14 protein-coding genes and 2 pseudogenes are annotated in these 23,670 nt (G+C 51.9%); 4 read left to right on the top strand and 12 right to left on the bottom strand.

The features are described from left to right. Positions 1 to 5 precede the first annotated feature (5 nt). Genes J4772_RS13700 through J4772_RS13690 form a run of 3 tightly spaced genes read right to left on the bottom strand, consistent with a single transcriptional unit; the run spans position 6 to position 4,715 of the window. A complete protein-coding gene (locus J4772_RS13700) occupies positions 6 to 1,508 on the bottom strand; it encodes a Na+/H+ antiporter subunit D (protein WP_209075635.1) in 1,503 nt (500 codons plus the stop codon). Next, positions 1,498 to 1,842, bottom strand: a complete 345-nt coding sequence (locus J4772_RS13695; RefSeq protein ID WP_209075634.1) for a Na(+)/H(+) antiporter subunit C — start codon at positions 1,840 to 1,842, stop codon at positions 1,498 to 1,500. The genes J4772_RS13700 and J4772_RS13695 overlap by 11 nt, the downstream gene beginning before the upstream one ends. Further along, entirely contained in the window at positions 1,842 to 4,715 is a 2,874-nt protein-coding gene (locus tag J4772_RS13690) for a Na+/H+ antiporter subunit A (RefSeq protein ID WP_209075633.1), read from the bottom strand. Before J4772_RS13690 ends, J4772_RS13695 begins: the two co-directional genes overlap by 1 nt. A gap of 627 nt (positions 4,716 to 5,342) precedes the next feature. Between J4772_RS13690 and J4772_RS13685 the strand changes: the two genes are divergently transcribed. The 4 genes from J4772_RS13685 (at position 5,343) to J4772_RS13670 (ending at position 8,246) form a co-directional block, all read left to right on the top strand. After that, positions 5,343 to 5,954 carry a TetR/AcrR family transcriptional regulator gene (locus J4772_RS13685; RefSeq protein ID WP_209075632.1) on the top strand — a complete coding sequence of 204 codons (612 nt, stop codon included), beginning with the start codon at positions 5,343 to 5,345 and terminating at the stop codon, positions 5,952 to 5,954. Between the two features lie 6 nt (positions 5,955 to 5,960). After that, positions 5,961 to 6,815: an ABC transporter ATP-binding protein gene (locus tag J4772_RS13680; RefSeq protein ID WP_209075631.1), complete on the top strand. Its 855-nt coding sequence runs from the start codon at positions 5,961 to 5,963 to the stop codon at positions 6,813 to 6,815. A gap of 194 nt (positions 6,816 to 7,009) precedes the next feature. Continuing rightward, complete coding sequence (locus J4772_RS13675) at positions 7,010 to 7,528, top strand: fluoroquinolone export ABC transporter permease subunit (protein ID WP_209075630.1); 519 nt, start codon at positions 7,010 to 7,012, stop codon at positions 7,526 to 7,528. Next, positions 7,515 to 8,246: an ABC transporter permease gene (locus J4772_RS13670; RefSeq protein WP_209075629.1), complete on the top strand. Its 732-nt coding sequence runs from the start codon at positions 7,515 to 7,517 to the stop codon at positions 8,244 to 8,246. The genes J4772_RS13675 and J4772_RS13670 overlap by 14 nt, the downstream gene beginning before the upstream one ends. Positions 8,247 to 9,056: 810 nt before the next feature. Here the strand turns inward: J4772_RS13670 and J4772_RS13665 are convergent. From J4772_RS13665 to J4772_RS13625, 9 genes and pseudogenes are all read right to left on the bottom strand, one after another. Further along, positions 9,057 to 9,554, bottom strand: a pseudogene (locus J4772_RS13665) (nucleotidyltransferase); the annotation flags it as partial. Beyond that, on the bottom strand, positions 9,555 to 10,913 hold the full coding sequence (locus J4772_RS13660) for an IS4 family transposase (protein WP_209071836.1): 1,359 nt from the start codon (positions 10,911 to 10,913) through the stop codon (positions 9,555 to 9,557). A 155-nt stretch (positions 10,914 to 11,068) separates the two neighbouring features. Further along, a pseudogene (locus J4772_RS13655) lies at positions 11,069 to 11,332 on the bottom strand (nucleotidyltransferase domain-containing protein); the annotation flags it as partial. Between the two features lie 243 nt (positions 11,333 to 11,575). Then, positions 11,576 to 13,534 carry a family 10 glycosylhydrolase gene (locus tag J4772_RS13650; RefSeq protein ID WP_209075628.1) on the bottom strand — a complete coding sequence of 653 codons (1,959 nt, stop codon included), beginning with the start codon at positions 13,532 to 13,534 and terminating at the stop codon, positions 11,576 to 11,578. A 32-nt stretch (positions 13,535 to 13,566) separates the two neighbouring features. After that, positions 13,567 to 14,445, bottom strand: coding sequence for a carbohydrate ABC transporter permease (locus J4772_RS13645; RefSeq protein ID WP_116065519.1), 879 nt, complete (start codon positions 14,443 to 14,445; stop codon positions 13,567 to 13,569). 14 nt (positions 14,446 to 14,459) lie between these two features. Next, on the bottom strand, positions 14,460 to 15,317 hold the full coding sequence (locus J4772_RS13640; RefSeq protein WP_246017101.1) for an ABC transporter permease: 858 nt from the start codon (positions 15,315 to 15,317) through the stop codon (positions 14,460 to 14,462). Positions 15,318 to 15,418: 101 nt separating this feature from the next. Continuing rightward, positions 15,419 to 17,095, bottom strand: coding sequence for an extracellular solute-binding protein (locus J4772_RS13635; RefSeq protein ID WP_209075627.1), 1,677 nt, complete (start codon positions 17,093 to 17,095; stop codon positions 15,419 to 15,421). Between the two features lie 239 nt (positions 17,096 to 17,334). Beyond that, a complete protein-coding gene (locus J4772_RS13630) occupies positions 17,335 to 21,414 on the bottom strand; it encodes a carbohydrate binding domain-containing protein (protein ID WP_209075626.1) in 4,080 nt (1,359 codons plus the stop codon). Positions 21,415 to 21,419: 5 nt separating this feature from the next. Then, positions 21,420 to 23,507 carry a beta-galactosidase trimerization domain-containing protein gene (locus J4772_RS13625; RefSeq protein ID WP_209075625.1) on the bottom strand — a complete coding sequence of 696 codons (2,088 nt, stop codon included), beginning with the start codon at positions 23,505 to 23,507 and terminating at the stop codon, positions 21,420 to 21,422. Positions 23,508 to 23,670 lie beyond the last annotated feature (163 nt).

Raw genomic sequence — 23,670 nt, 5'->3', positions numbered from 1 at the left:
GGCCACTATCCTTTCATGACAGCATCGATATAGAGTGCGGCATTGCCCAGCACCTCGCTTGCTTGCCTCACCAGACCGTACACCCGTTCCCCGGCCAGCCCCATGGCTATAAGCAGCGCAAACATCCCCAAGGTTGCGGGAGCCATTCCGGTAATCGCCCGCTGTGCTCTTCCCTCTTCACCCATACCCTTGTCCACCTTGGTATCCTTTTCCGCTCCCCAGAAGGCCATACGGAAAATACGCAGCAGCGAATAGAGGACAAAAAAACTGGAGGCTAGCCCAATCCCGAACAGCCAGTACGACTCCGCTTCAATCCCGCTGCGCAGAAGCAGCAACTTCCCTGGAAAACCGCTGAGCGGCGGGATACCTACAAGCGCCAGCATCGTGCCGAAAATCAGCCAGCCTAGAAGCGGATATCGCTTGATCAAGCCGCCCATATCCTGCAAACGTTCAGTGCCGGCTGCGGCAATGAGCATGCCTGCAAGGACGAATAGCAAGGTTTTGGCCAGCATATCGTGCAGCAAATAGAAGATGATTCCGTCCCACGCATGGACGGCGCCTAGAGACAGACCAAAGCCCACGAAGCCCACGCCGATAATCACATTGTAATTGATAATGCGCGGCACATCTCTGTACGCCGATGCCCCGATACTGCCAAGAATCATAGTAGCCGCCGACATCGCCGCTATCCAGGTATGCGTGACCTGCGAATCGTGATAAAAGATCAGACTGAATACGCGAATCATCGCATACAGGCCCACCTTGGTCAGCAAGCCGCCGAACAGAGCGCGAACGGCTGCGGGCGGAGCGCTGTACGAGCCGGGCAGCCAGAAGAACAAGAACAGGCCTGCCTTTAAGGAAAAGACGAGCAGCAGCAGCACCGCGATCACGTCCAGCATGCCGCCCTGGCCTAGCTCTGCCACGCGCTGTGACAGATGAGCCATATTCAGCGTGCCAACAGCACCGTACAGGTAGGCCATCGCCGCGACGAACAGCGCCGAAGACAAAATGTTGGCCATCATATATTTGAGCGTCTCTCGCAGCTGACGCTTCGATCCGCCCAATACCATCATCGCATAGGAAGCGATCAGCATCACCTCGAAGCAGACAAACAAATTAAACAAGTCTCCGGTCAAGAAGGAACCGTATACGCCGACGAGCAGAAACTGGAACAGAGGATATATATACATCTTTTCTCTCTGCTTTTCGACGCTCCTGAACATAAACCATAAGCAAAAAAGGCTAATGACGGATGTCGTTAGAACAAGCAAGCCGCTCAGCATATCGGCCACGAAGACGATGCCGTACGGCGGAGCCCAGCCGCCCAAATGGAGCGTCTGAATACCGTTCCGATCAATCTGCCCGATTAGCGCAAGAGCAGCGACAAGGTTGCCCAATACGCCGAGTAGGGCAATCATCCGCTGGGCTCTTACCCTATGGGGCAGAAAGACGAGCAAGATGGCTGTCAGCAGAGGAATAATCAACGGAAGCACTACGCTATTGTTCATCGTCCGGCTCCCCCTTCATCTCGTCCATATCGTCCGTACCGAGTGTCTGATAAGCGCGGTAAGCAAGCACGAACAAAAAAGCGGTGACGCCGAAGCTAATGACGATGGAGGTCAAAATCAGCGCCTGAGGAAGGGGGTCGGTAAACGCGCTCTTCCCCTCCCCCATAATCGGAGCCGCTCCTTGTTTTAACCGAGCCATTGTCATTAACAACAAATGAACGCAGTGCGACAGCACGATCGTGCCAAGAATGATGCGAAATATTGTCTTGGACAGCATGAGATATACCGCCACCGCAAACAATACGCCGATGGCAATTGCCATAATCAACTCCATTAACGCTCCTCCTTCCCGATCGTCAGTATAATAGTCATCGTGACGCCGACGACGGCCAAGTACACGCCCAGATCAAACAGTACAGCAGTAGCCAATTCCGTATCCCCGAGCAGAGGTAATTCAAAATGACCGAACGTGTGACTGAGAAACGGAACATTGAACAAGAAGGAGCCCACTCCCGTCAGTGCGGCAATCAGCAAGCCTGCCGCCGTCAGCAGACGGAAGTTGATCGGCAGCACCTTCTCGATGACCTCAAGCCCGAACGCAACCGCCAGCAGTACAAGCGCTGCCGAAGTCATCAAGGCTCCGATAAAGCCGCCGCCGGGATTGTTATGTCCGGCTAGAAACAAATATAGCGAAAAGGCGACGATAATAAACACGACCACCTTGGAGATCGTTTTCAGGATGACATCGTTGCTTCTGTAATTCGCCATCCCGTTTAACGGCAGACGATTCCCCCGCATTTCCCCCCGCTGCTTCGTCTCCGCAAGACGCAAGCGTATCATCGAATAAATACCTAGCGAGGCAATGCCCAGCACCGTAATTTCCAGCAACGTATCGAAGCCGCGAAAATCGACCAAGATGACGTTAACCATATTTTTGCCGCCCCCTAGACGATAGCTTTCCTGAACGAAAAAGCTAGAGATCGATTCGAAATTCCGGGGACCGCTGGCGCCGATGACGATGAGGGTCACAATAAAACCTGCTCCTCCTGCAATCGTCAGATTAAGCCATTTACCGCGAGAAGCGCTGCTTGCCAGATCGTTCTTGGGCAAATGATAGAAGCACAGCAGGAACAATGCAACCGACACCGTCTCGACAATCATCTGCGTCAAAGCAAGATCCGGAGCGCGATACAGGACAAACAACAGCGTGACCATATACCCGACTGCTCCGGTCACCAATATGGCGGCAATCCGATTCTTGATCCAGGGAATGGCCAATGCGGCGACTACCATTACGCAGACGACAATCGTTTCATATGCCGAGACAGGCGCGAGCTTCATCTCCGACCATCCGATTTGGCCTGTCCACAACAGGGTAATCCCGAGCGCCCCTATGAAGCAGACGAAAATATAAACCAGGTAGCGTCGAATTGAACCGGTCATATAGCGGTCGGTTACTTGGCGGGATAACCCATCTAGCAGGCGAAGACCGCCATCGTACAACAGGTTCGCGTTCAGCGCGTTCGACCACGGCCTGTTCTGAAGCTTCAGTCGGCGATAAAGCAGCACACCGCCCGTTCCGACACCGGCGACACCGATCGTCATCCATATTTCGGGTGTCCAGCCGTGCCAGTACTGGAGATGGACGTCAAATCTCTCGCCCGCAGCAAGCAGCGTCGGATGAATCGCCTCCATTGCCGGTTCAACCAGGGCCGCGCCAAGCAAGTTAGGAAACAGACCAGTTACGATAACGAGAGAGGCCAGTACGACAGGAGAGAAGAGCAGACCCATAGGAGCCTCGTGCGGTTGGACCTCCAGTTGATCCGACTGCAGCTTCCCGCCGAATGTGCGAGTAAGGAGAACCATGCTGTAGATGAACGTAAACACGCTCGCAATCCACGCCACAACAGGCACAAGCCCTCCCCATGCGGACAGATCGCCGATGCTCATCTGCCGAATTTGCAGCACCGCCGTAAAAAACATTTCCTTGCTCAGAAATCCGTTAAAAGGTGGCAGACCCGCCATTGAGCCTGCGCCGATAACGGCGATTGTAAATGTAACCGGCATCAGCGCCATCAGACCGCCAAGCTTGCGCAGATCGCGTGTTCCCGTCTCGTGATCTACGATCCCGACGACCATAAACAGCGCCCCCTTGAACATCGCATGATTCAGCAGATGGAACAGAGCGGCAGCCGTGGCCTTAGCGTACATTTCTCCTCCCGCCCCATCCGGGTTTAAAACAGCGGCCGAACCTAATCCGAGCAAGCACATGATCAGTCCTAGCTGACTGATTGTCGAATAGGCGAGCATCGCCTTCAAGTCCTTCTGCTTGATTGCCTGTAAGGAGCCGTAGATTAGCGTGATCAGACCGACGCCCGATATCAGCCAAAACCATTGCTCCTGCACCGCGAATACGGGCGTTAGCCTGGCGACCAAATATAGCCCGGCCTTCACCATCGTGGCCGAATGCAAATATGCGCTGACGGGGGTCGGCGCCTCCATCGCATCCGGCAGCCAAATGTGGAAAGGAAATTGAGCCGATTTGGTAAAAGCCCCTAGCAGAATAAGCATGAGTGTAGGAACGATTAACGGATCGTCCGCCAGCTGTGCGACCTGAGGTATGATCTCCCTTATGCTGAAGGTTCCCGTCATGACGTACAGCAGAATAATCCCGGCGAGCATCGCCAACCCGCCAAACACCGTAATCAGCATCGATTTCTGCGCGCCGTATTGGGATTTTTGCCGTTGATGCCAGAATGCGATCAGCAAAAACGAAGAAATACTGGTCAATTCCCAAAACCCGTACAACACGATCAAGTTGTCCGAAAGAACAATGCCGAGCATGGCTCCCATGAAAATAAGTAAATACGTATAGAAAGAAACGATCGCTTCCTTGTTTTTATCCAAATAAAAAGTGGAATAAAGGACGACCAAGCTCCCGATCCCGCTGATAAGCAAGGCAAAAATCAGGGATAGTCCGTCAAGATAAACTGTAAAATCAAGACCTATCGAAGGCATCCAAGCTAAGGTCTTCATCACGGACTGGGAGCTTACAAGCGGAAGCTGCATACAGAAATAAACGAAAAGGACGATAGGAATCGGCAAGACGAGCCAACCTGCATGCAGATTCCCGAGTCGTCTGCCGAATAACGGCATGAGTACGGCCCAAGCCAAAGGAATCAGTATAGCACTATGAAGCAATGACAATCGTGTTTCCTCCTTCTATCCGATACATGGACTATTGTTTCCTTTTTTACACCAACAGACTCGCACGCAAACAAAAGGAGCCCGCTTTTGGCAGGCTCCTCCGATTAAAGCATTATTATTTTGTTCTCAATGTTTTCCTTAACAAGGATACTTCTTTCACATTGATTTGTAAAGCTTTTTCGAAAACGAGCTGGTCTGAGTATATTGTTCTCCCCGGCAAGGGAACACTTTTTCTATAAACCCATGAACGTTCTCAATAGGCGCAGTCCCGCCCGACGAATCAAACGGAGGAATCTCCTATGCCTTTGCGGCAAATCATTTACAGTCTGCTCCTCTTCGCATCGCTGCTCTTCGCTGCCTACTGCCTCAACTCTCTCATTGTAGATAATCCCGGAGTTGAACTGCACGATCCTTTACCCTCGGGCTACTCCGCCCAATCCTCGAACCAAGCTAAGGACCCTGCACCCTTTTTGCCTAGAGAGTATATTCGCATTAAAAAATAGGCTCGCGTGTGCGACTCCGATGCCGAGCCCCAACGCAAACCGCAGATGTCAGGCGGTTTTTTGTTGCATATTTCAATGAATGAAATATAATATTATTCATACATTCACAAAAGAGGTGAGGATTATGCCCCGAAAATTCGATACGGACGAAAAATCATTAATTCAGCAAAAGTTGCTCGAAGCTGGCCGTTCGCTCTTTTCCCGATACGGCTTCAAAAAAACGAATGTTGGAGAATTGGCGAAGGCTGCAGGAATTGCCGCAGGCACGTTTTACCTGTTTTACCGTTCCAAAGAGGAGCTGTTCTTCGATCTGATGGAAGAGGAGGAACAGGCTATCCAACAGATCATGCTTCGACAGCTCGAGAGCACTTCGAAGAGCAAGGAAGCTTTTCGTTTGTTTTTTAAGGAGGGGTTTCGGCTCATGACGGAAAATCCGATTCTTCGCGAAGTTCTTCTTCCCGAGCAATTTGAAGCCATTGTTCGCAAACTGCCCTCTGATAAACTAGAACGTAATTACGCAACGGATGTCCGGAAGCTGGAGCCGTTGATCCGACAATGGCAGGCGGAGGGCATTTTGCGCACAGACATGAACCCGGAGCTCATCGTCAGCATGCTGCGTTCTATTATTTTGCTCTCGCTTCACAAGCAAACCATAGGAGATGCGGTCTACGAAGCGACGATGGATGCTCTGATTACTACTGTCGCAGATGGACTTGCCGCTAAGGAAGGAGTGTAACCGCCTATGATCGAGGTTAACGAATTAACGTACGCTTATCCAGCCTCGCCGCAACGCGCGCTGCGCGGCCTCGACTTTCGCATTGGTCGAGGGGAAATATTCGGCTTCCTCGGCCCTTCCGGCGCAGGCAAGAGCACCACTCAGAATGTGCTGATTGGCAAGCTGCGGAAGTATGGCGGCTCCGTGCGTGTATTTGAGAAGGAAATCCGCTCAGCCGGCTCCGATTATTATGAACGAATCGGTGTTGCATTCGAATTTCCCCATTTCTATAGCCGGTTCACCGCATTGGAGAATTTAAACCACTTCGGCTCTCTGTATCAAAACCGGTGCGCCGATCCCATGCAGCTGCTCGAGCAGGTCGGATTACAAGAAGCGGCCCACAAGAAGGTCGAACAATTTTCCAAGGGGATGAAGATGCGGCTGAACTACTGTCGTTCTGTTCTAAACGATCCGGATCTGCTCTTTCTTGACGAACCTACCTCCGGGCTTGATCCGGCTCACGCCGACATGCTGAAGCGCCTCATTCAAGCCCGACAGGCTAAAGGTACAACTATATTGATCACAACGCATAACATGCAGGCAGCCGAGCAATTGTGCGATCGGGTTGCCTTCATCGTAGACGGGGAAATTCGGCTGATAGACACTCCCCGTAATCTGAAGCTTCTTGGCGGAGAAAGAAAGGTAAGAGTTGAGTATGAACAAGGGAATAAGCGATTGACCGAGGATTTTCAGCTAGAAGGCATTGGAGACAACGATAGATTTTCGACATTAATTCGCTCGCATCGTATCGTGACCATGCATACGATGGAGGCGTCTTTGGAGGATGTATTTATGACGGTGACGGGAAAGGCTCTCCAATGAGGGCCTGGAAACTGTTTTTGTTCGACGTACGGTTTCAGTGGAAACAACGCTTTTATCTCGTGTATGTATTCATCTGCTCGGTTTACGTCGGCCTATTGCATATGATACCGGATTCTTATGTTGACACAACCCTGGTCCTGCTCACGTTCTCAGACCCGTCCGCCCTGGGCTTGCTGCTCGCAGGAGGCATCGTGTTGTTAGAACGAGATATGGGCATATGGAGCGGTCTTTTTGCAACACCTATTAAACTAGCAGAGTATTTACTGGCCAAGTGCCTTTCCCTCGGCTTGCTATCGCTGGCGGCGGCATTCGCAATTCACCTTCCGGTCGGCGGGTGGCCGCCAGCTCCGATCTATTTTTGTCTCGGGGTCTTGCTGACTTCGTGTTTTTTTACTCTGATCGGCATTGTCGCATCGCTCCCTAGCCGATCGATTAACGGCTTCCTGATCCGTTCGCAGGCGTACTCGTTGGTTTTCGTCTTTCCCGTTCTGGGCTTTCTTAATGTATTCGATATGCCGTTATACTGGTTATTGCCTACGTACGGCTCCTTGCTGCTGATGTCCGGCTCGCTGCATCCTCTCTCGCATGGAGAAGGGGGATACGCTATCGCCATTCTGATCGTATGGATCGTAATGGCCGGATTTCTTGCGATACGCCTGTTAAGCGCGACGGTACGATATGCAGATGGAGGACGTCGTCATGAACAAATATAGAACACTGCTTCATAGCGATATGAGAAGCTTAACCAGGGACCCGATGCTCTTGCTGATTCTTATCGGCCCCCTGCTGCTCATCCTGATGACCAGGCTGGGATTGCCGTCGTTATCGGAGTGGCTGGCGAACAGAAGCGGCTATGATTTGACGGACCATACGATGTTCATTTCTTTGTTCATGCTGGTTCTGATTCCTCAACTAATCGGCGTCGCGGCAGGTTTGCTAATGCTGGATGAACGGGACGAACACATCGTTGATTATTATGCCGTTTCTCCACTTCGTAAGAGCGGATACCTCGCCTACCGTCTAATCGCACCGGTTTTCGTCGGTGCCGGCATGTCCCTGGCGTTCGTTGTCGTCTCCGGGATTTCCGAGCTAACAGGCAACCGGATGCTTCCCCTCCTCCTGTTCGTAATGGAAGCTCCCCTATTCGCCTTGTTTCTGGTTGCCTTCTCAGCCAACAAGGTCGAAGGGCTGGCGTTGTCCAAGTTGATCACCTTGACTTTGCTCGGACCCGCAGGCGCTTATCTTGTGGCCGAACCATGGCAATGGTTTGCCGGTTTACTCCCGACTTATTGGCCTTCCAAGCTGTTTCTGGAACAAGTATCGGCGGAAACCGACTGGCAACGGCAAGCGATTGTTTTCGGAGCCGGGATCGTCGTTCATTCACTGTTGTTATACGGCTTGTTGAAACGCTTTCTTAACCGTGTCGAATAGGGGGCGGATCCCTTTTTTAGGGATCCGCCCCCTATTCGGCTTTTGGCCGAGAATGCAGAGGAAAAACAGATGCCCGTTTCTTTCACAGGGCGATAAAATCGGACGTATATAGTTTGGAGCATTTCCTATTTCGACGAAAGACTGCTATTTGGAAGGAATTAAAGCGTTCAAACAAGCAAGTATTAACCGCTCATTCTATCTCTGCTGTCATGGTCAAAGTGAATATCAATCATGCCGGAATGAAGGTATACCCGCTAAAATGATGGGTATTCTAAATTTCTTGCAGTATGAAAAGCTAACTTTAATTTTAAAAGTTGCAATGATAGATTATGAGGCAGTCTTAGTTTTCCACATTCGATACAGTCCAACAACTAGAAAGAAAAAAGCAATAACTTCCAGAGTCCTAGGAATGAAATTCAGTAATGTAATCATTTCCCCTATTGTCATTTTCAGCGGTAGTAAAGTTGGGTTTACAAAGTAAGAATCAATGAATCGATTTATTGTAAAAGGTGCAATAACATAATATATTTTTAGGAATATGACAATAAGAAAGAAGTAAAATCCTTCAATGAAGTGATTTTTCTTGCATTGTATAAGACCGAAAATTAATAAAACCAATAAGAAAACCGATACTAAAATTGAAAAGATTCCTAATAAAATCTCCAAATCACCACTCCTTTAATTCACATATTTTCTCTTTACCCTAATGTGCTTATAGTTGTGAGGCTTGCCGAACACCTAATGCAATGACGTCCCGACGGGCTTAGGGGGCTGGATGTGGTCACTCGCTTCTCAGAGTAACCCGGAGCGTCACCTGGAAGCAGCCATTGCATTTAAGGCGTTCTCAAAATAGCTGTATACTTCATCTGCAATTCCCAGAAACTCTTCAACAAGTACATGACTATCCAAGTAACAAGCATACAGATAATCAACTAAAGCGGGGTCAATTTCACAATAGTTTGATATGGCATTCTTCATCTTAATAATGTCATCTTGCCATACACCTGTATCTTCTAAAACCAAAGAGTATAGTGCACGAATTAATCTCTTAGAGTAACCTTTAATATATCTAGTTTTCATTGTGTTATCACTCGCATTAGAAAGCAAACTATGAATACGATCTACTTCCTCCTTGGTCTCTGTATTTAAGTCTAAAATGAACTCTGGAGAAATAATTATCGGTGGTACTTTTTCACCAACGTCATGCCCATATATGCAAACACAAATTATCTTAACCCAAAAACCCCACTCATTTGGTTTACTTAATACATCGTCAATCGAACAAATTATCGTATCAATCTTAGTTACTCAACTTTCGCAGCATGAAATTGGCAAACAAGCCTTGATGTAGCTGGGCAGACTGGCAATCCATTGCTGAAGTTGACGCTGAATCAAAACTGAAAGCCTCTTTCCTGCTTTCGTGGCGATTTCGCTGACAAGATCGAGCAATTGTTGTAAGGCGACTGTCCAATCCAGTGTGCCGACTTCGTCGCATAGCACATAAAACAAACCGCCGAACGTACGTGCATCAGTGCTTTGCCGATGCTGCCAGGCTAGTAGAAGGTAGCGTGAGAAGACAATTGTCGTATGGCTGATCAGCAAATCATAAGAGCGGCCTTGAAACTCCTTTTGCAAACGAAGCAGCGACTTGGTGCATTTGAAGAAAACCTCAATGTCCCAGCGAATGGCGTAAATTCGGATGACGTCCTCTACACAGAGCGTCAAATCGGTCGTCAAAACGGCGAGCCAATCATTTTTCTTCGAGCGGTTGCGAACAAACACCACATGCACCGGCGTACCGCAAGCCAGCTCCGTTCGGATCGAGCGGAGAATACTGCGCTTCTGGCTCGCTACAGGTGCGGCTGCTAAGTAAAGCTCTTTAAGCGACAGCTTCTGGCCTTGCACAAGGAATCGTTTATTGTCGTTCTTGACCATGCCGATCACATCGAGTCCGCGGGAGACGACTTCGCGAATGAGCGGCGCGTGCGTGAACCAACTGTCCATCAAGACATAAGAGGCGGTTGCTCCGGCTGCCAAGGCGCGATCCAGCATGGACGCAACGACTTGAGGAGCCGACAGAAGTGCTTCCTTCCGGCGCTTGTAACCATGTGTTCGTTTGTCGATGGATTCGCTCATGCCGGTGATTGCCGACTTGCTAGAGCTTAGCAGCGCAAAGTCCATGGGTAAGAACGTATGACCATCCGACCACCCCATCGTCAGCATGCGGAAACCTTTGTAATACGCACCCGTGGCATGATCTTTGAACCTGGCGAGCAACTCAACGGCTTTACTGCGATTGCGTTCGAACATCGAATCGTCGACGATGAAGACGACATCCCGATCCGCAGACGTCAGCGCATCCACTTTCTTCACGGTAGCCACGCTAAGCGAAGTCAGAAATCGGCGCCATGCAAAGCCGGCATGATTGAGAAAGCGATAAACCGCATCTTTGCCAGGCATGGAATCGTCCTTGCGGCTCTCAAGCAGGCGAAACCAGTTTTTCTGATGGAACAACAAAACGAAAACAAGTTGGAATAGTCGGGCACAGCTAAAGCCAAAGCGTTTACGAAATCCAGCTTGTTGCAGATGCTGCATGACTTTCAGTTCTTGGAACGCTGGTTTTAGTTCGTTAGGCAGTTGATTCAATTCGGATGGTTGGGCTATCATTAGGGTAGACACCTCTTCGGTTGAAGTGATTGCTCGACACTCTCACTTTAGCAAACGAAGCGGTGTTTTTCTATTTACAAGCCCAATACCTGATCACCTTGAAAGACTACAACGACATGCTCTCAAGATGATTTGTGCTCTGCGAAAGTTGAGTTAGTTACTACTGGATATTCTTCCAAAAGCCTGTCTTTAATATTTGACAATCTTTCGTAATCAATATCTTTGGGATTTGCACATACAATCGTAAAGTCTGCATCTGACTTAAAAGGTTTAGCAGTTCCTTTTGGAATCGAGCCGCACATATAAATGCTATGAATCTTACCTTTAAATTCGGCAAGTATTTTATCGATATACTTATCAACAAAATCCTTATATTCACTTTGTATTACAATTCTATTTATAACTTTTTCTAATATCATATAGACTCCTCCTAGACTAAGAATTTCTTTAAGCCTAACGTCTTTTTTGCGAACTTCGTAAATTCGTCATGACCTAAGTTATTCTCGAAATCATTCAACTATCCTGCCCGTTAGGATTCAATCTCCCCTCCCTCCTCTGTTGATGTCACAAAACGGGAATGGGACAAAGTTCTTGTCAACAAAAACGCTCACCAGGTTATCCGCCTTTAAGGGGAACGGCTAACCTGGTGAGCAGTTGATTTACTATAGGATATAGTCAATGACGACCATCTGATGGCATTCGACAACCGGAACCCGGTAACGAATCGCCCCGCCTTCTTGCGTGAACGGCAGATCCTCCATTGTCGGCGCCAAATATACCCGCTTCACTGGCTCCGGCACTTGCAGGGTAACATCAACGTCATAGATCGGCGTCATATCCTCGATAATCTCCAAATTCCTTCCACGTTTGACTGGACATGCATACAGAAGATGGTTCACATAACGCGATTCATGCGGCTGATGCTGCAATGTGACTGTCCCCTGCGCGGGAAAGCTTGTCTGAAGCGTTCGGCCGGAGCCAAGCAGCAAATCCAGCGCATGCAAAATCGTTTCCTTGATAAACAAGCTGGCATTCTCGCCATAGTCATAAAAGGCGTTCCAGGCGTAATAGATGCCGTTCGCGCTTTGAATCATGCCAGGCCCCGCGTTGTTGCGGCAGTTGGGCGTGTGCGTGTAATAATAAGCGCTTGCGCAGCGGTTGAAATAGGAGTCTTCCCTGAAGCCCAGCTCGACGCCGCCCTCGGCTAGCTCGACCTTCTGCCCCGGCGCATAGAAGACAAACGAGCCTTCCCCCAGGCTGCGTGTCGCAAAATGCGGCCGGAAATAGTCCGGCTGGAACGGATTCGCGCCTAGCCACGTTGCGCCGAGATCGATTGCAAACGCATAGCCCGCTTCGTTCAGCCCCGATTCGCCGGTAGCGAGCACCTTTCCGCCGCTTTTGAAATACGTGTCCAGTTTGGCGGCGAGCTTTGCCGTGATTCTCACCCTATCCGGCAGGACGATGACCTTGTAGGCGGTGAAATCTGAGTCTGTGTCGATGAAATCGTACAGGATGTTCCCCTCCTGCAAAATCCGATAAGCGCCGATATCCGACCGCCCCTTCCGCTCCTCCGCAGGGCTAAGCGACTCAACGGCAAGGATGGCAACATCGGCGACGTTGCGTACATCCGTACACCATGGCTCCTTCGCTTCAACCTCCTGGTAAGCTGCGCCGACCGACCGATAGACGATCGGGTCCATGAGGCCGTCGGGATGTAGATGGTCCCCAACCGAACAACGGGTGCCATGCGCCAGCGAAAGCGCCGCTTCGAAGCGGAGGGCGTTCGGATGCTTATAGTTGCCGAAATCTCCCCAGTTTTTATGGAAACGTCCGGTCATGCCGACGATCTTTTCCTCAATTTGCTGTAAATATCTGGCCGACATCGGAAAAAAATCGTAACCCCAGCCGCCGGAAGGCAGGCATTCCACTTCCAGATGGCTGTTCATCGCGGCCATGTCGCGGCGTCCGAAGCGGATGCCGCTATTATGATACACGGGCATTTCCGGTTTGATTGCCCGAACGCGTTCGTTGATCTGGGCGGTGTAACGGGCGTAAACCTGCTCAGCCATCTCCTCGGCCGCCTGCTTGTCGTACGGATCTTTTCCTTCCGCGAGCAGCGTCGACCGGCAGTAGTGGCAGTAGCATGTTTTAGGATAAACGATGTCGAGGAAAATACCGTCTGCGTCATAACCGGCAGCGACCTCCTCGATATGCTGCGTCATATATTCCAGATATGGCGAATGGAAGCAAAAAACATGCAGTCCCGGCTCGCGAAAACCGGCCTCACAGGTGATCCGGTCGTTCTCGTCGCGGCGAAGCCATTCCGGATGCCGCCTTGCGAGCTGCTCATCCAGTCCGACATTGAGATATACCGGTGTTTTAACGCCGATCTCATGAGCCGCATCAATCATTTCGGCAAGCAAGTCAAACGACAGGCCCGGGTGCTTGGCGAATTTTTGCGTATCGTAATAAGCCCAGCCATGAAAGCATTTGGCGAAAATCGTAATCGAATCGACATTTCCCAGCCGCAGCATATCTTGAAACTGTTTTTTGGAAAACTGCGTGCCGATCTGTACATGTTTATCGTTATGGAAATCAAGATGAATTTGTCTGAATCTCATAGGTAAACTCCCTCCGAACATGCCGCGCGTATTTATTCCTTTACACTTCCGAGCACGATGCCTTTCATGAAATATTTTTGCAGGAACGGATAAACGACCAGGATCGGCAACGCACCCATAAAAATTTGCGCCGCCTTTACCGTTCTGTCCGAAATGTCCCGCAGCGCCTCTGCATTCAAATCGGTCAGCTCTGAGAAATCTTTTTGGATGATGATGGTTTGCAAATAACTTTGCAGCGGATAATGCTCAGGCGAATTCATCAGAATAAGGCCGTCAAACCAGCTATTCCAATGAGTGACCACCGTCAGCAGCAAAATCGTCGCCAGCGACGGCGTCGACAGCGGCAAAATGATTTTGGCCAACGTCCTGAAATACCCTGCCCCGTCGATAAACGCCGCTTCCTCCAGCTCCTTCGGCAGCCCGCGAAAAAAATTGAGCAGCAGGATCACATTAAACACCGGCACAGCGCCTGGCAGAACAAGCGCCCAGATCGAATCCAGCAAACCAACGGACTTAATAACCATGTAATAAGGAATGAGTCCGCCGCTGAACAAAATCGTGATGACGAGAATCCAAACGTAAACTGTTCGCGATTTGAAGGTCGCCGACTCTTTGGACAACGGATAAGCCAGCAAAACGGTCATCAGCATATTGACGATCGTACCGAGAATGACCCGTTTCACGGATACGAGCAAGGAACGGACAAACTCTTGCTTGCCGAGTACATAAGAATAGGACGTCGTAGTGAAGTCTACCGGCCATAACTTGACGATTCCTGCGGACGCCGCATGATTCGCGCTAAACGATACGGCAAGAACATGAACAAGCGGCAGCAAACACAGCACGGCCAGCAGACAGAGAAAGGTGTAATTGAACAGATTGAAGCTGATTCTCCATCCGGTTGCCCGCATGTTCTCTTCTCCTTTCAAAAAATCCGGTAATTGGCAAAGCGATGTGCGAGAAAATAAGCGGAGGAGATCATCACGAACGAAACGAGCGATTTGAACAAGCCGATCGCGGTCGCCGTGCTGTATTGGGCGCTAATCAGCCCCATCCGGTACACATACGTGTCGATAATGTCGCCGCTTTCATACACTTGCGGATTATACAAATTGAATACCTGATCGAAGCCGGCGTTGAGCACGTTGCCCAGGCTAAGCGTCGCCATCAGCACGATGATCGGCCGCATCCCGGGCAGCGTAATATGCCAGGTTTGGCGCAGCCTGCCCGCCCCGTCGACAAGCGCCGCTTCGTAGAGCGACGGGCTGATACTCGTTAGCGCGGCCAAATAAATGATCGTGCTGAAGCCGAACTCCTTCCATTCGTTCGTAACGACAAGCACATAAGGGAACCAGTCGTTGCTGCCGAGAAAATAAATCGGTTTGATGCCAACCGTGCCCAAAATCGTATTCACGATCCCGACAGAGGGCGAAAGCAGGTCGAGCAGTACGCCGCCGAGAATCGTCCAGGACAAAAAATGCGGCAAATAGATCAGCGTCTGCACGCCGCGTTTAATAAATTTGGACGCCACTTCATTAAGCAGAATCGCGATCCCGATCGGCACAACCAGTCCAGAAGCGATTTTCATCATGGCGATGAAGACCGTATTGCGCAGCACCTCGAACGTATCCGGCAAGCTCAGCACATAGCGGAAATTTTTCAGTCCGACCCATTCAGAGCCGAGAAAGCCTTTGGCCGGTATATACTTCTGGAAAGCGATAATAATGCCGAACATCGGTCCGTAATGAAACAAAATAACGAGCAGCAAGCCGGGCAAAATCATCAGATGAAGCGGCCAGTTTGCCAGCTTCTTGCGAAGCCTCCTCCCGTGGAGTGGAGAAGGAGGGAGAGGAAGCACGCCCTCTCCCCCATACCCCGGCCCGCTTACTTGGCCGTTTTGTACCATTCGTTAACGTCCTTAACAACTTCGTCGCCGCCTTGTTTATTCCACTGCTCCACGTAATTGTCAAATTCGTCGATCGACGATTGGCCCAAAATGATTTTGGTCAGCGCCTCGAACTCCAGCTTGTCAAGCACCGGCTTCTTCTCCAGCATCGAAGGCAGCGGCGTCGTAATAAACTCGTTGACGAGGTATAAATTGTTTTTGCGATAGTAGTCAGCCACCGACATCGTACCGCCTTTATTGAACATCAGATTCCATCCCCAGTTGCTGAGATCGCCCGCCTGGAATTTCAGAATGCGATCGTATACGCCCTTATCCTCAGGCGTCAGCTTCGACAGATCCTTCGTGTCCAGCGCTTCAATAATACGTTGGCTCTCGTCGATGTTCTTGTACGATTTGTACGCAGCCATCGCGTTCAGCAGCCAAACCTGGTTGCCGTCCGCCGATGTGTTGTACTGCTGGTAAATGTCGTTCGACGTATTTTCGTAGAACGTTTTCAGCCAAAATTCAAGCAGCTTGAACACCGCTTCCGGATTCTGAACTCCTTTCCTGACTACCCAATAGTTGCTTACGCCTACCCCGACTTGCGATAAAGCCGGCTTGTCGTCCACCGACAAGATCGGAAACGCCTTCCATTCCATCGACGGGTCTTTATCCTTCGCGGCTTGCAGCGGCGACAGACCGGCATACGGCGCGTTATAGAACATGCCGACTTTGCCGTTTGCGATCGTTTCGTACACCTTCGACAAGTTTTTTGCCCCGAACTCGGGATCGATTTGACCCGCTTTAAACATATCCTGAAGCTGCTTAATCGCCTTTTTCATCTCCGGCTGCGTCGTGCTGTACGCTAGATTCCCGTCCGCCCCTTTGACGTAAATTCCCCAATAAGCATGGAAGCTGTTAAAAAAGCCGGGCAGCAGCCCAAAATCTTTATCGACAGCGAGTCCGAACGTATCGTTTTTGTCGTTGCCGTCAGGGTCCTTCGTCGTAAACGCCTCGCTGATCGCGAGCAAATCGGCGAACGTCTTCGGCTCCGGCAAATTGAGCTTTTCCAGCCAGTCGGTGCGGACGAACACCATTTGCGAACGTTCTTTAGCCGCCGCCGTATACGGAATCGCCATCAGCTTGCCGTTAATCGTTGCCGATTTCAGCGCCGCGTCCCCGTCCTCGGTCAGCAGCTTTTTGATGCTGTCGCTGGCATTTTTGTTGTAAACGTCCGTCAAGTCGGCGATCAAGTCAGCTTCGGCAAGCTGCTTGAACTGGGTGGGCGTCACCTGGAAGAAATCCGGAATTTCCCCCGATGCGATCGTCAAATTCATTTTTTGCTCCAATTGGGTCGGATCGACCGCCCAGAGCGTCTTCAGCTTGATGCCGTATTCCTTCTCGTAAGCACGGGTCCAGGCGTTATTTTCGAGTGAATCGCCTTCGGCAAATTTGACGGTCGGCGCTTGCGCCCGTACGGTCGTCAAGGTGATCGGCGGGTCGTATTTGCCGTCCTCCATGCCATTTGCCGTTCCGCTGTCCTGTGGTTTGGCGCTTGCCTCGGCTTTGGCCGACGGTTGCGGCGATTGCTCCTTTCCTCCGCTGCCGCTGCATCCCGAAATAGCGATCGAAATCGCGGACATAAGTGTTACGGTTGTGAGTCCAGCCTTTTTCAATTCATGCATCCCCTTCTGAATGTTGTGAGTGTTGTTCATGTGACCGCAAGCTGCTTCCGAAACCGCTTGCATTTGTAGCGTAACCCGCAGCAGCCGCGGCTGAAAAGCTTCCGTTTCCGCTCACTTATTCCGTTAAATGCTTATATGCCGGATCCTATCCATGATGGAATAAATAATTCGAAATTGCTCATACGGCTTCCAGCATGCCCGACCTCGTCTTCACCGCGGAAAGGTCCCCTTTACAGCGGAACTTCGCTCAGCTCAAGGTCGTCAACCCATGCTGCGCCGTTCGCGGCCTGATCGAGCTTGAAGTAAATCCAGACCGTTTTCGTTTGCGGCAACGCAGTGAATTCAACCTCAACCCTCGTCCAGTCGCCCGTTCGGTCCGCTTCTGTCCACAAATAGGAAGTGCTTCCGCCGCTTGCGTCTACCTGTCTGACGCCAAGCGCCACGGAGCCAGCCGTCGCGCTGTTCTTGACCCACCCCGTCAAGACGTAGCGATGACCCGGCGTTACGGCGATCGCCTTAGGTGCGTCCGTGTTGAGCACATTAAACGTGTTGATGGCGTCGGGAACGAGCTTCGCCGAATATTGTCCCGTGCGCGCGACCGTTTGATCCCACACGGCTGCCCGCATCGCCCAGCCGTCCGGTCTCGCCCAGCCGACCGTCATTTTCTCGAAGCTGCCGTTAAATACGGGATTCGTATCGACGTTCACCTGGAGCGGCAGCGTGGCATAACTGACATTCCCAACCTTTGCTTCGACGGTTACACCAAATGCGTCTTTCGTTACCGAAGCCGGTACGTAGACTGAGCCCTGCACCGTCTTCTTCTCGCGTGCTGCCAGCAAGACGGAATCGTCGAGCGTCACGGTGATTCCGTTCGGCGTCGTACGTGGCAAATCGACCGTTAGCGGATTATTCGTGTCGTTTGTCAGCTCGACAGTGAACGGATACGTTCCGGCCTGGCTGATCTCCATAACACTCGGCGTCAACTGTGCATCAAGAACGGTCAGGACTTCGTGCAATTCCAGATCGTCCACCCACGCCTCGCCGTTCGCGGCCTGGTCGAGCTTGAAGTACACCGCTCCGCGCTTCGTATTCGTCAGAGCCGTGAAGATAACCTCGACCTTCGTCCAATCGCCAGTTTTTGCCGCTTCCGTCCATGTATAGGTTACGGATGCGCCGCCGGCGTCGATTTGGCGAACGCCAAGCGCGACCGAGCCGGCCGTCGCTGCTGTCTTCACCCAGCCCGTCAGCTTATATTTGCTTCCGGCAACAAGCGGGAATTCTTTGCTCGAATCCGTATTCAGCACGTTAAATGCATTGCTTGCATCAGGAATCAGCTTGGCGGATGATTGGCCGCTGTGAGCGGTAGTCTTATCCCATACGCCTTCACGCATGTACCAGCCGTCCTTTCTGGCGCCGCCGGCGGTAACCTTCTCGAAGCCGCCATTGTATACAAGGTTCGTGTCAACCGACAGGGTAAGCGGCAGTACCCCGTAGCTGACGCTGGACACCCTGGTCTCGACAGTTACAGCATAGTCGCCGTGCGCAGCCTCCGCGGGAACCGTGACAGATCCCTGAACCGTCTTCGTCTCATGCCCGGTCAACGTCACCGCTCCGGGGAGATCAACCGTCACGCCATCCGCAACCGTCCGCTCCAGTTCAACCGTAATCGGCTCGCCAGAGCCGTTCGTCAGCTCGACCGAGAACGGGTACGTTCCCGCCTCCGTGACATCCATGCTCCCCGGCGTTAGCTTGGCGGCAAGAAGCGGCGATACCGTAAATACCTGCTCTGCCCTGACTTGAATGTTTGAGCCTTTGTATTCAAATGAGAGCGCAGCTTTTGCCACATAGTCTCCTGTCGGCAGCGTTGCCGGAATAACCGGATTTACGCTGCGGGCAGCGCTTTCTCCGCTCTTGATTTTACCGAGCTGCGCCTCGATCGGCGGAACCCCCATCGCTTCCGGCAGCTCTATGCGCAATTGCGCATTTTGGATCGCTTTGTCGCCGACATTCCGGATCTCTGCGCTCAATCCCAGCTCATCACCCTGTACAAGCGACGATACCGCAGCTTGCAAATCCAGCCGCGCCATCGACTGCAGGATCGGCATCATACTTGCGATCACATCGTCCAACAAGGCGTTCAGCTGATCTCTTTTGCCTTCCAGAACGGTATCGGATTTGCCGCTTATCCATTTTTTCAGCTTGTCGGCGTCGTCCAGCGCTTTCTCCGTCTTGCTCATGACTTTTCCTGCATCAACAGACGCCGCCGTCCATTCCTGCTTCACTTTCAGCAGCTTTTCGCTCAGCTTCTCCGTTTTCTTCTGCCACTGATTGTTTGCAATGAGGCTGGTTGCGCTTTGCAGTTCGCCGATCGCCCGATCGACCTCTACCGTTAAAGGCGTGATTCGGTATACCAGCGTTTGCTCCGGACCTAGGTTGACGCTGAGCTCAGGCTCCCAACTGCTTGACTTCTGCGGCGGGGCGCCGTACAGCAGATCCAACCGACTACCTGCTTGCGCAAGCGGAAGCACGGCTGTCTGCGCTTGCTTGGTCAAGTTGATGGCTATGGCGTATTGCTCCTGCCCTTCGGTATAGATCGCCCATTGGACGTCACTGCCGATATGCTCCGCCGCCTTGTTGCCTCCCGAGACGAGATTTCCCATCAAGGCGATCTCGTCCTTGAAATTCACCAACCCCGGCCACAATGCAGAATCCCGCAGCTTCCAGCCCGGGTCGTTGATTGCATAATAACCGAGACCCTTGCTGCCTGCGAGGAATGCCTGATAAGCCATATTGCGGAGTTGATCGATTGTCGGCAAGTAGTTCCATATGGTTCCGGCAAGTTTGAACGTTTGCAGCACCGTCCAAACCGGTTTCGCGCCGTCCACTTCCGCAACCGCTTTACGCACTCCGTCTCCGACCGCCGAGATCGGCTGGTTGAAGTCCTGGTTATACGGGTAAACGTCCGTAACGAGAACGTCCGTCGCCTGACCCGTAGAACGATAATAATCCGAATCGACCTCGACCATATACGTCGGATGAACGGGATCGATCGAGCGAATCAGCTTGTAGGCATCAAGCAGTTCAGACTGCGGAATGCCGTTTCCGCTCGGTTCGTCCATAATCATATAAGCGAGCACAGCCGGATGATTTTTGAATTTCGTTACCACTTGCTGGGTCAGCTCAAAGTTTTCCTTAACCTTCATATCAAGATAAAGCGGAATGAGCACCTTTAACCCGCTAGCCTGGGCGGTATCGAGCATCGACTGCAAGGATGCCTCGCTTCCGTTATTTGTGCCTTGAATCGTATTGACACCGATCTCCTTCAAGTAGGGATAGTCCTCCGGGTAAGCATGGTAAGCGATAACCGGGAAGAAGGGTTGCCCGTCGATGAGTACCGGACCGTTCTGAGGGAGGGAAGCCGGGCGCTCCCAACGGTATATCGCACTGATCTCCAGCTCAATCCGTTGTCCTTCCTCATCCTTCAACTCAACCTCCAGTTGATAGGACTGCTGAAGCGTCATCCCTGACGTCGGGAAGGCGACGTTCAAAGTTGCTTCGGCCGCAATGCCGTTCTGCTCAAAAATCGTTTGGCCGGAAGCCTGCTCAACAAGCCGAACATCGACCGTTTTACCCGCCATACTGCCGTCTGAAGGTTCAAGCTTGATTAAAGCGCTTCCATTCGTCACATCGGGATAGAAGTAACGCTGAGACGGTTCGACAATAAGCTGAGGCTTGTCTTTTGTCTTGACAGCCGTCATATCGTCGAAGTAAGCGGTTCCCGTTCCGTACAGCCGCAAGTACACATACATGTAGGCCGATTCCGGCGGAGCCTGAATGTTGTATTCCAGCTCATGCCATTGTCCGTCGTTAGCGGTACGCGACGCTTGATAGCTATAACCGGTTACCCAATTCTCCAACGTTTTGTCGATTCCTTTGAAAAATTCAAATTTATAGCCTACATTTCCGCTAACACCAATCGCTTTGAACCAGGTGGTGATGTTGTATGTAGCTCCTTCCTCTACCGGAACAGGAATCGCTACCCACGGATTATTCCCCGTGCTCGTTTGAATGGAGATGCCGTAATTCCCTGTATACGCCGCCTCCGGGACCGCTTTGATTGCGTCCCCCCAGACATTGCCGATGACACCCCACTGCGCGGGAACACCTCCCGTCACCTCCTCGAAGCCGGGATTCGCGACAAGATTGCCGCTCGAAGCCGCCGCCGACCGTGCCTGAAAAACGGCAATCAGTTGAAACGTTAAACAGAAAGATAGCAATAACGATAACCAGGACTTCCTGTGCAAATGCATGTCTTTCATCCTCTCAAGCGTTGTTCGATTATCTCAATCGCAACGGCCGTATGCAAACCGAACGGCGGCACGACGAACGAGATGCGGCCGGAAGACTGGCTGACCGCAAGCTCGGTTCCTTCCGGAATTAACCGGACGCTGCGTGCATCGAGGCGAAGCGAAATTTCCACTTCTCCGACCGGATGCACGTCCTCGATAAACGTCTTCGAGCCTGCCGCCGTTTCTTCGCGTACGTTGATCAGGTGGACGATCACTCGCGATTGACCCGGCTGCCGCATGATGCTCACTTCAACGGATAACGGCGCACGTACGTCGATTCCCGGTTCGGGATTCAATACCCGCAGGCCGTTCAGGTATACGTTGCGCAGCCATGGCGAACCGCTGCTCCAATATCCCGCCTCCAGCGGCAGCGGAATGTACAAGCAGCTTCCTTTGCCGAATGCGTTCACCACAACGGATGGATAAGGCGTTTCGGCTGCCGGATGAGAGTGTTGGTGGTACACATGACGGTGTACCTTCGTCTCGACGGCCGGCTCCATCAGTCCGGCCAGCGTCGTCGCGGTTGTGGGCAATACCTTCAGCGCAGGCAGCACCGGGGTTTTCAGCAGCAGCGGCATAGCCGGAACGTTCCCCGCAAGATCAGCATCAAGCGGATACAGATATGAAACCTCATACAGCCACATGTCAAGGAAATCGGCGCCGAACACCTCGCTCAGTCCAAAGTTGTCGCTGCGCTCTCCGTTTGCTTGATACAGGGAGGTGCGTCCGCTTGCCAGCAGCTTGCCGCCGCCTTGCACATAGACGCGTATGATCGTTTGCAGTTCTTCGCTCACATACGCTTGATCCGGCAAGATTACCATTTCGTATCGGTCGATATTCGCCGCGAGGCCTTCTTCGTCAAGGAAATCAAAGTGGATATGCCCTTCCGACAAGATTCGGTGTACGCCTTGCAGCGTCGCTTCGTCCAGACTGCGCGGCAGCGCCGACGCTTCCAGCATCCGCTTGTTGCCGATGCTGAACAACACGGCGACGTTCGGCTCGCTGACCGCCTCCAGCAGCCACGGCTCCAACGACTGCACCCAGTCATTGGCATGTTTGACCGCTTCCATAACCGGCTGCGGCACGTTGCCCTTCAAAGCACCGGACGGATAGGCGACATGGCCGAAGCTGATCGAACCTCCGTTTGCCACGGCGATTGCGGCTGTCGTGCGCAGCGTTTCCGGCGGCGCGACCGTCCATTCCCCCCAGCTCCCCATCTCGCTTGGCATCATCAGCTCGAACGGCTTGCCGAACGACCGTTTCCAGCGCGCGAGCAAGCTACCGTCCATGTAGTGCGGCGGATGGAACTCCGAGGTGAAATAGTCCGCATACCGGTCCGCTTCCACTTGGCCGAACCGGGGATCGCCGGCATGATTCCAGCCGATCAGGAAATCCGGACGGATCGCCTTCAGCCCGTTCGCCGCATCACGCAGAAACCGGAAGCGAATATCGCGCTGGAACGATTGCCATTGGGCCATTTCTTTTGTGCCTGGAACTGGCGCTGTAGGGGCTTCATAGCCAAAGCGGTTGCGGTACGCCACGCGGCAATATTCGCAGTGGCAGCAGTTGTCCCATACATACGTGATGTCGAAAAAAAATCCGGCCACATCGTAGCTCTCGGCGATCTCGCGCAACTGCCCATACACGTAATCGCGGTAAGGCGAGTTCATGCAGAGCAGATCGTAGAAGCCAAACGCTTCCTTAATCGGCGTCTGATCGGCGGTCCGCTGCCGGTAATCCGGGTTGTCCGTGGCAACATGGCTGTTCAGCCCGACATTATAATAGGCGATGATAGCGATGTTATGCTTGCGGGCCTCGACCACAGCTTCGGCGAGCAGGTCGCCATCCAGCTTCACGTTCTTATGACCAATCTTCGTGTCGAAGTAGCTGTTGCCGAACGCGTCTTTAGTCATGAACGTAATCGTCTGCATGCCGGCCGCGGCTGCGGCCGCAAAATACTCTGCAACGTTCAACCGCACCTCCGGAACAGCTTCCCCCGCGTGGAAGTCAAACAGCCCGCGGCGTATCGTTTGGCGGTACAACTGGTTTTCCATCCGTAATCACTCCGTTATTTCTTGTTGATTTTCGCTTCTTTTCGATCGTAATTCGCGTAAACTCCGCGATCATCTCCTTCCGCAATGTCGTCATTTTTCGGCAAGCCGACCGGTCGCAACCGCTTGCAAGAGTAGCGTAACCGCTGAACCCGCTGCTGAAAAG

Source organism: Cohnella sp. LGH, assembly GCF_017671885.1.
GTDB lineage: Bacteria > Bacillota > Bacilli > Paenibacillales > Paenibacillaceae > Cohnella > Cohnella phaseoli.
The sequence above is the reverse complement of the archived record's forward strand: the minus strand, read 5'-3'. Positions and strand labels throughout refer to the sequence as shown.

Excerpts from the sequence above, each read along its gene's own strand:
- J4772_RS13640 (WP_246017101.1), bottom strand. The coding sequence starts at position 15,317 with ATGATTTTGCCCGGCTTGCTGCTCGTTATTTTGTTTCATTACGGACCG.
- J4772_RS13685 (WP_209075632.1), top strand. The coding sequence starts at position 5,343 with ATGCCCCGAAAATTCGATACGGACGAAAAATCATTAATTCAGCAAAAG.
- J4772_RS13670 (WP_209075629.1), top strand. The coding sequence starts at position 7,515 with ATGAACAAATATAGAACACTGCTTCATAGCGATATGAGAAGCTTAACC.
- J4772_RS13680 (WP_209075631.1), top strand. The coding sequence starts at position 5,961 with ATGATCGAGGTTAACGAATTAACGTACGCTTATCCAGCCTCGCCGCAA.
- J4772_RS13650 (WP_209075628.1), bottom strand. The coding sequence starts at position 13,534 with ATGAGATTCAGACAAATTCATCTTGATTTCCATAACGATAAACATGTA.
- J4772_RS13700 (WP_209075635.1), bottom strand. The coding sequence starts at position 1,508 with ATGAACAATAGCGTAGTGCTTCCGTTGATTATTCCTCTGCTGACAGCC.
- J4772_RS13660 (WP_209071836.1), bottom strand. The coding sequence starts at position 10,913 with ATGATAGCCCAACCATCCGAATTGAATCAACTGCCTAACGAACTAAAA.
- J4772_RS13625 (WP_209075625.1), bottom strand. The coding sequence starts at position 23,507 with ATGGAAAACCAGTTGTACCGCCAAACGATACGCCGCGGGCTGTTTGAC.
- J4772_RS13695 (WP_209075634.1), bottom strand. The coding sequence starts at position 1,842 with ATGGAGTTGATTATGGCAATTGCCATCGGCGTATTGTTTGCGGTGGCG.
- J4772_RS13645 (WP_116065519.1), bottom strand. The coding sequence starts at position 14,445 with ATGCGGGCAACCGGATGGAGAATCAGCTTCAATCTGTTCAATTACACC.
- J4772_RS13630 (WP_209075626.1), bottom strand. The coding sequence starts at position 21,414 with ATGCATTTGCACAGGAAGTCCTGGTTATCGTTATTGCTATCTTTCTGT.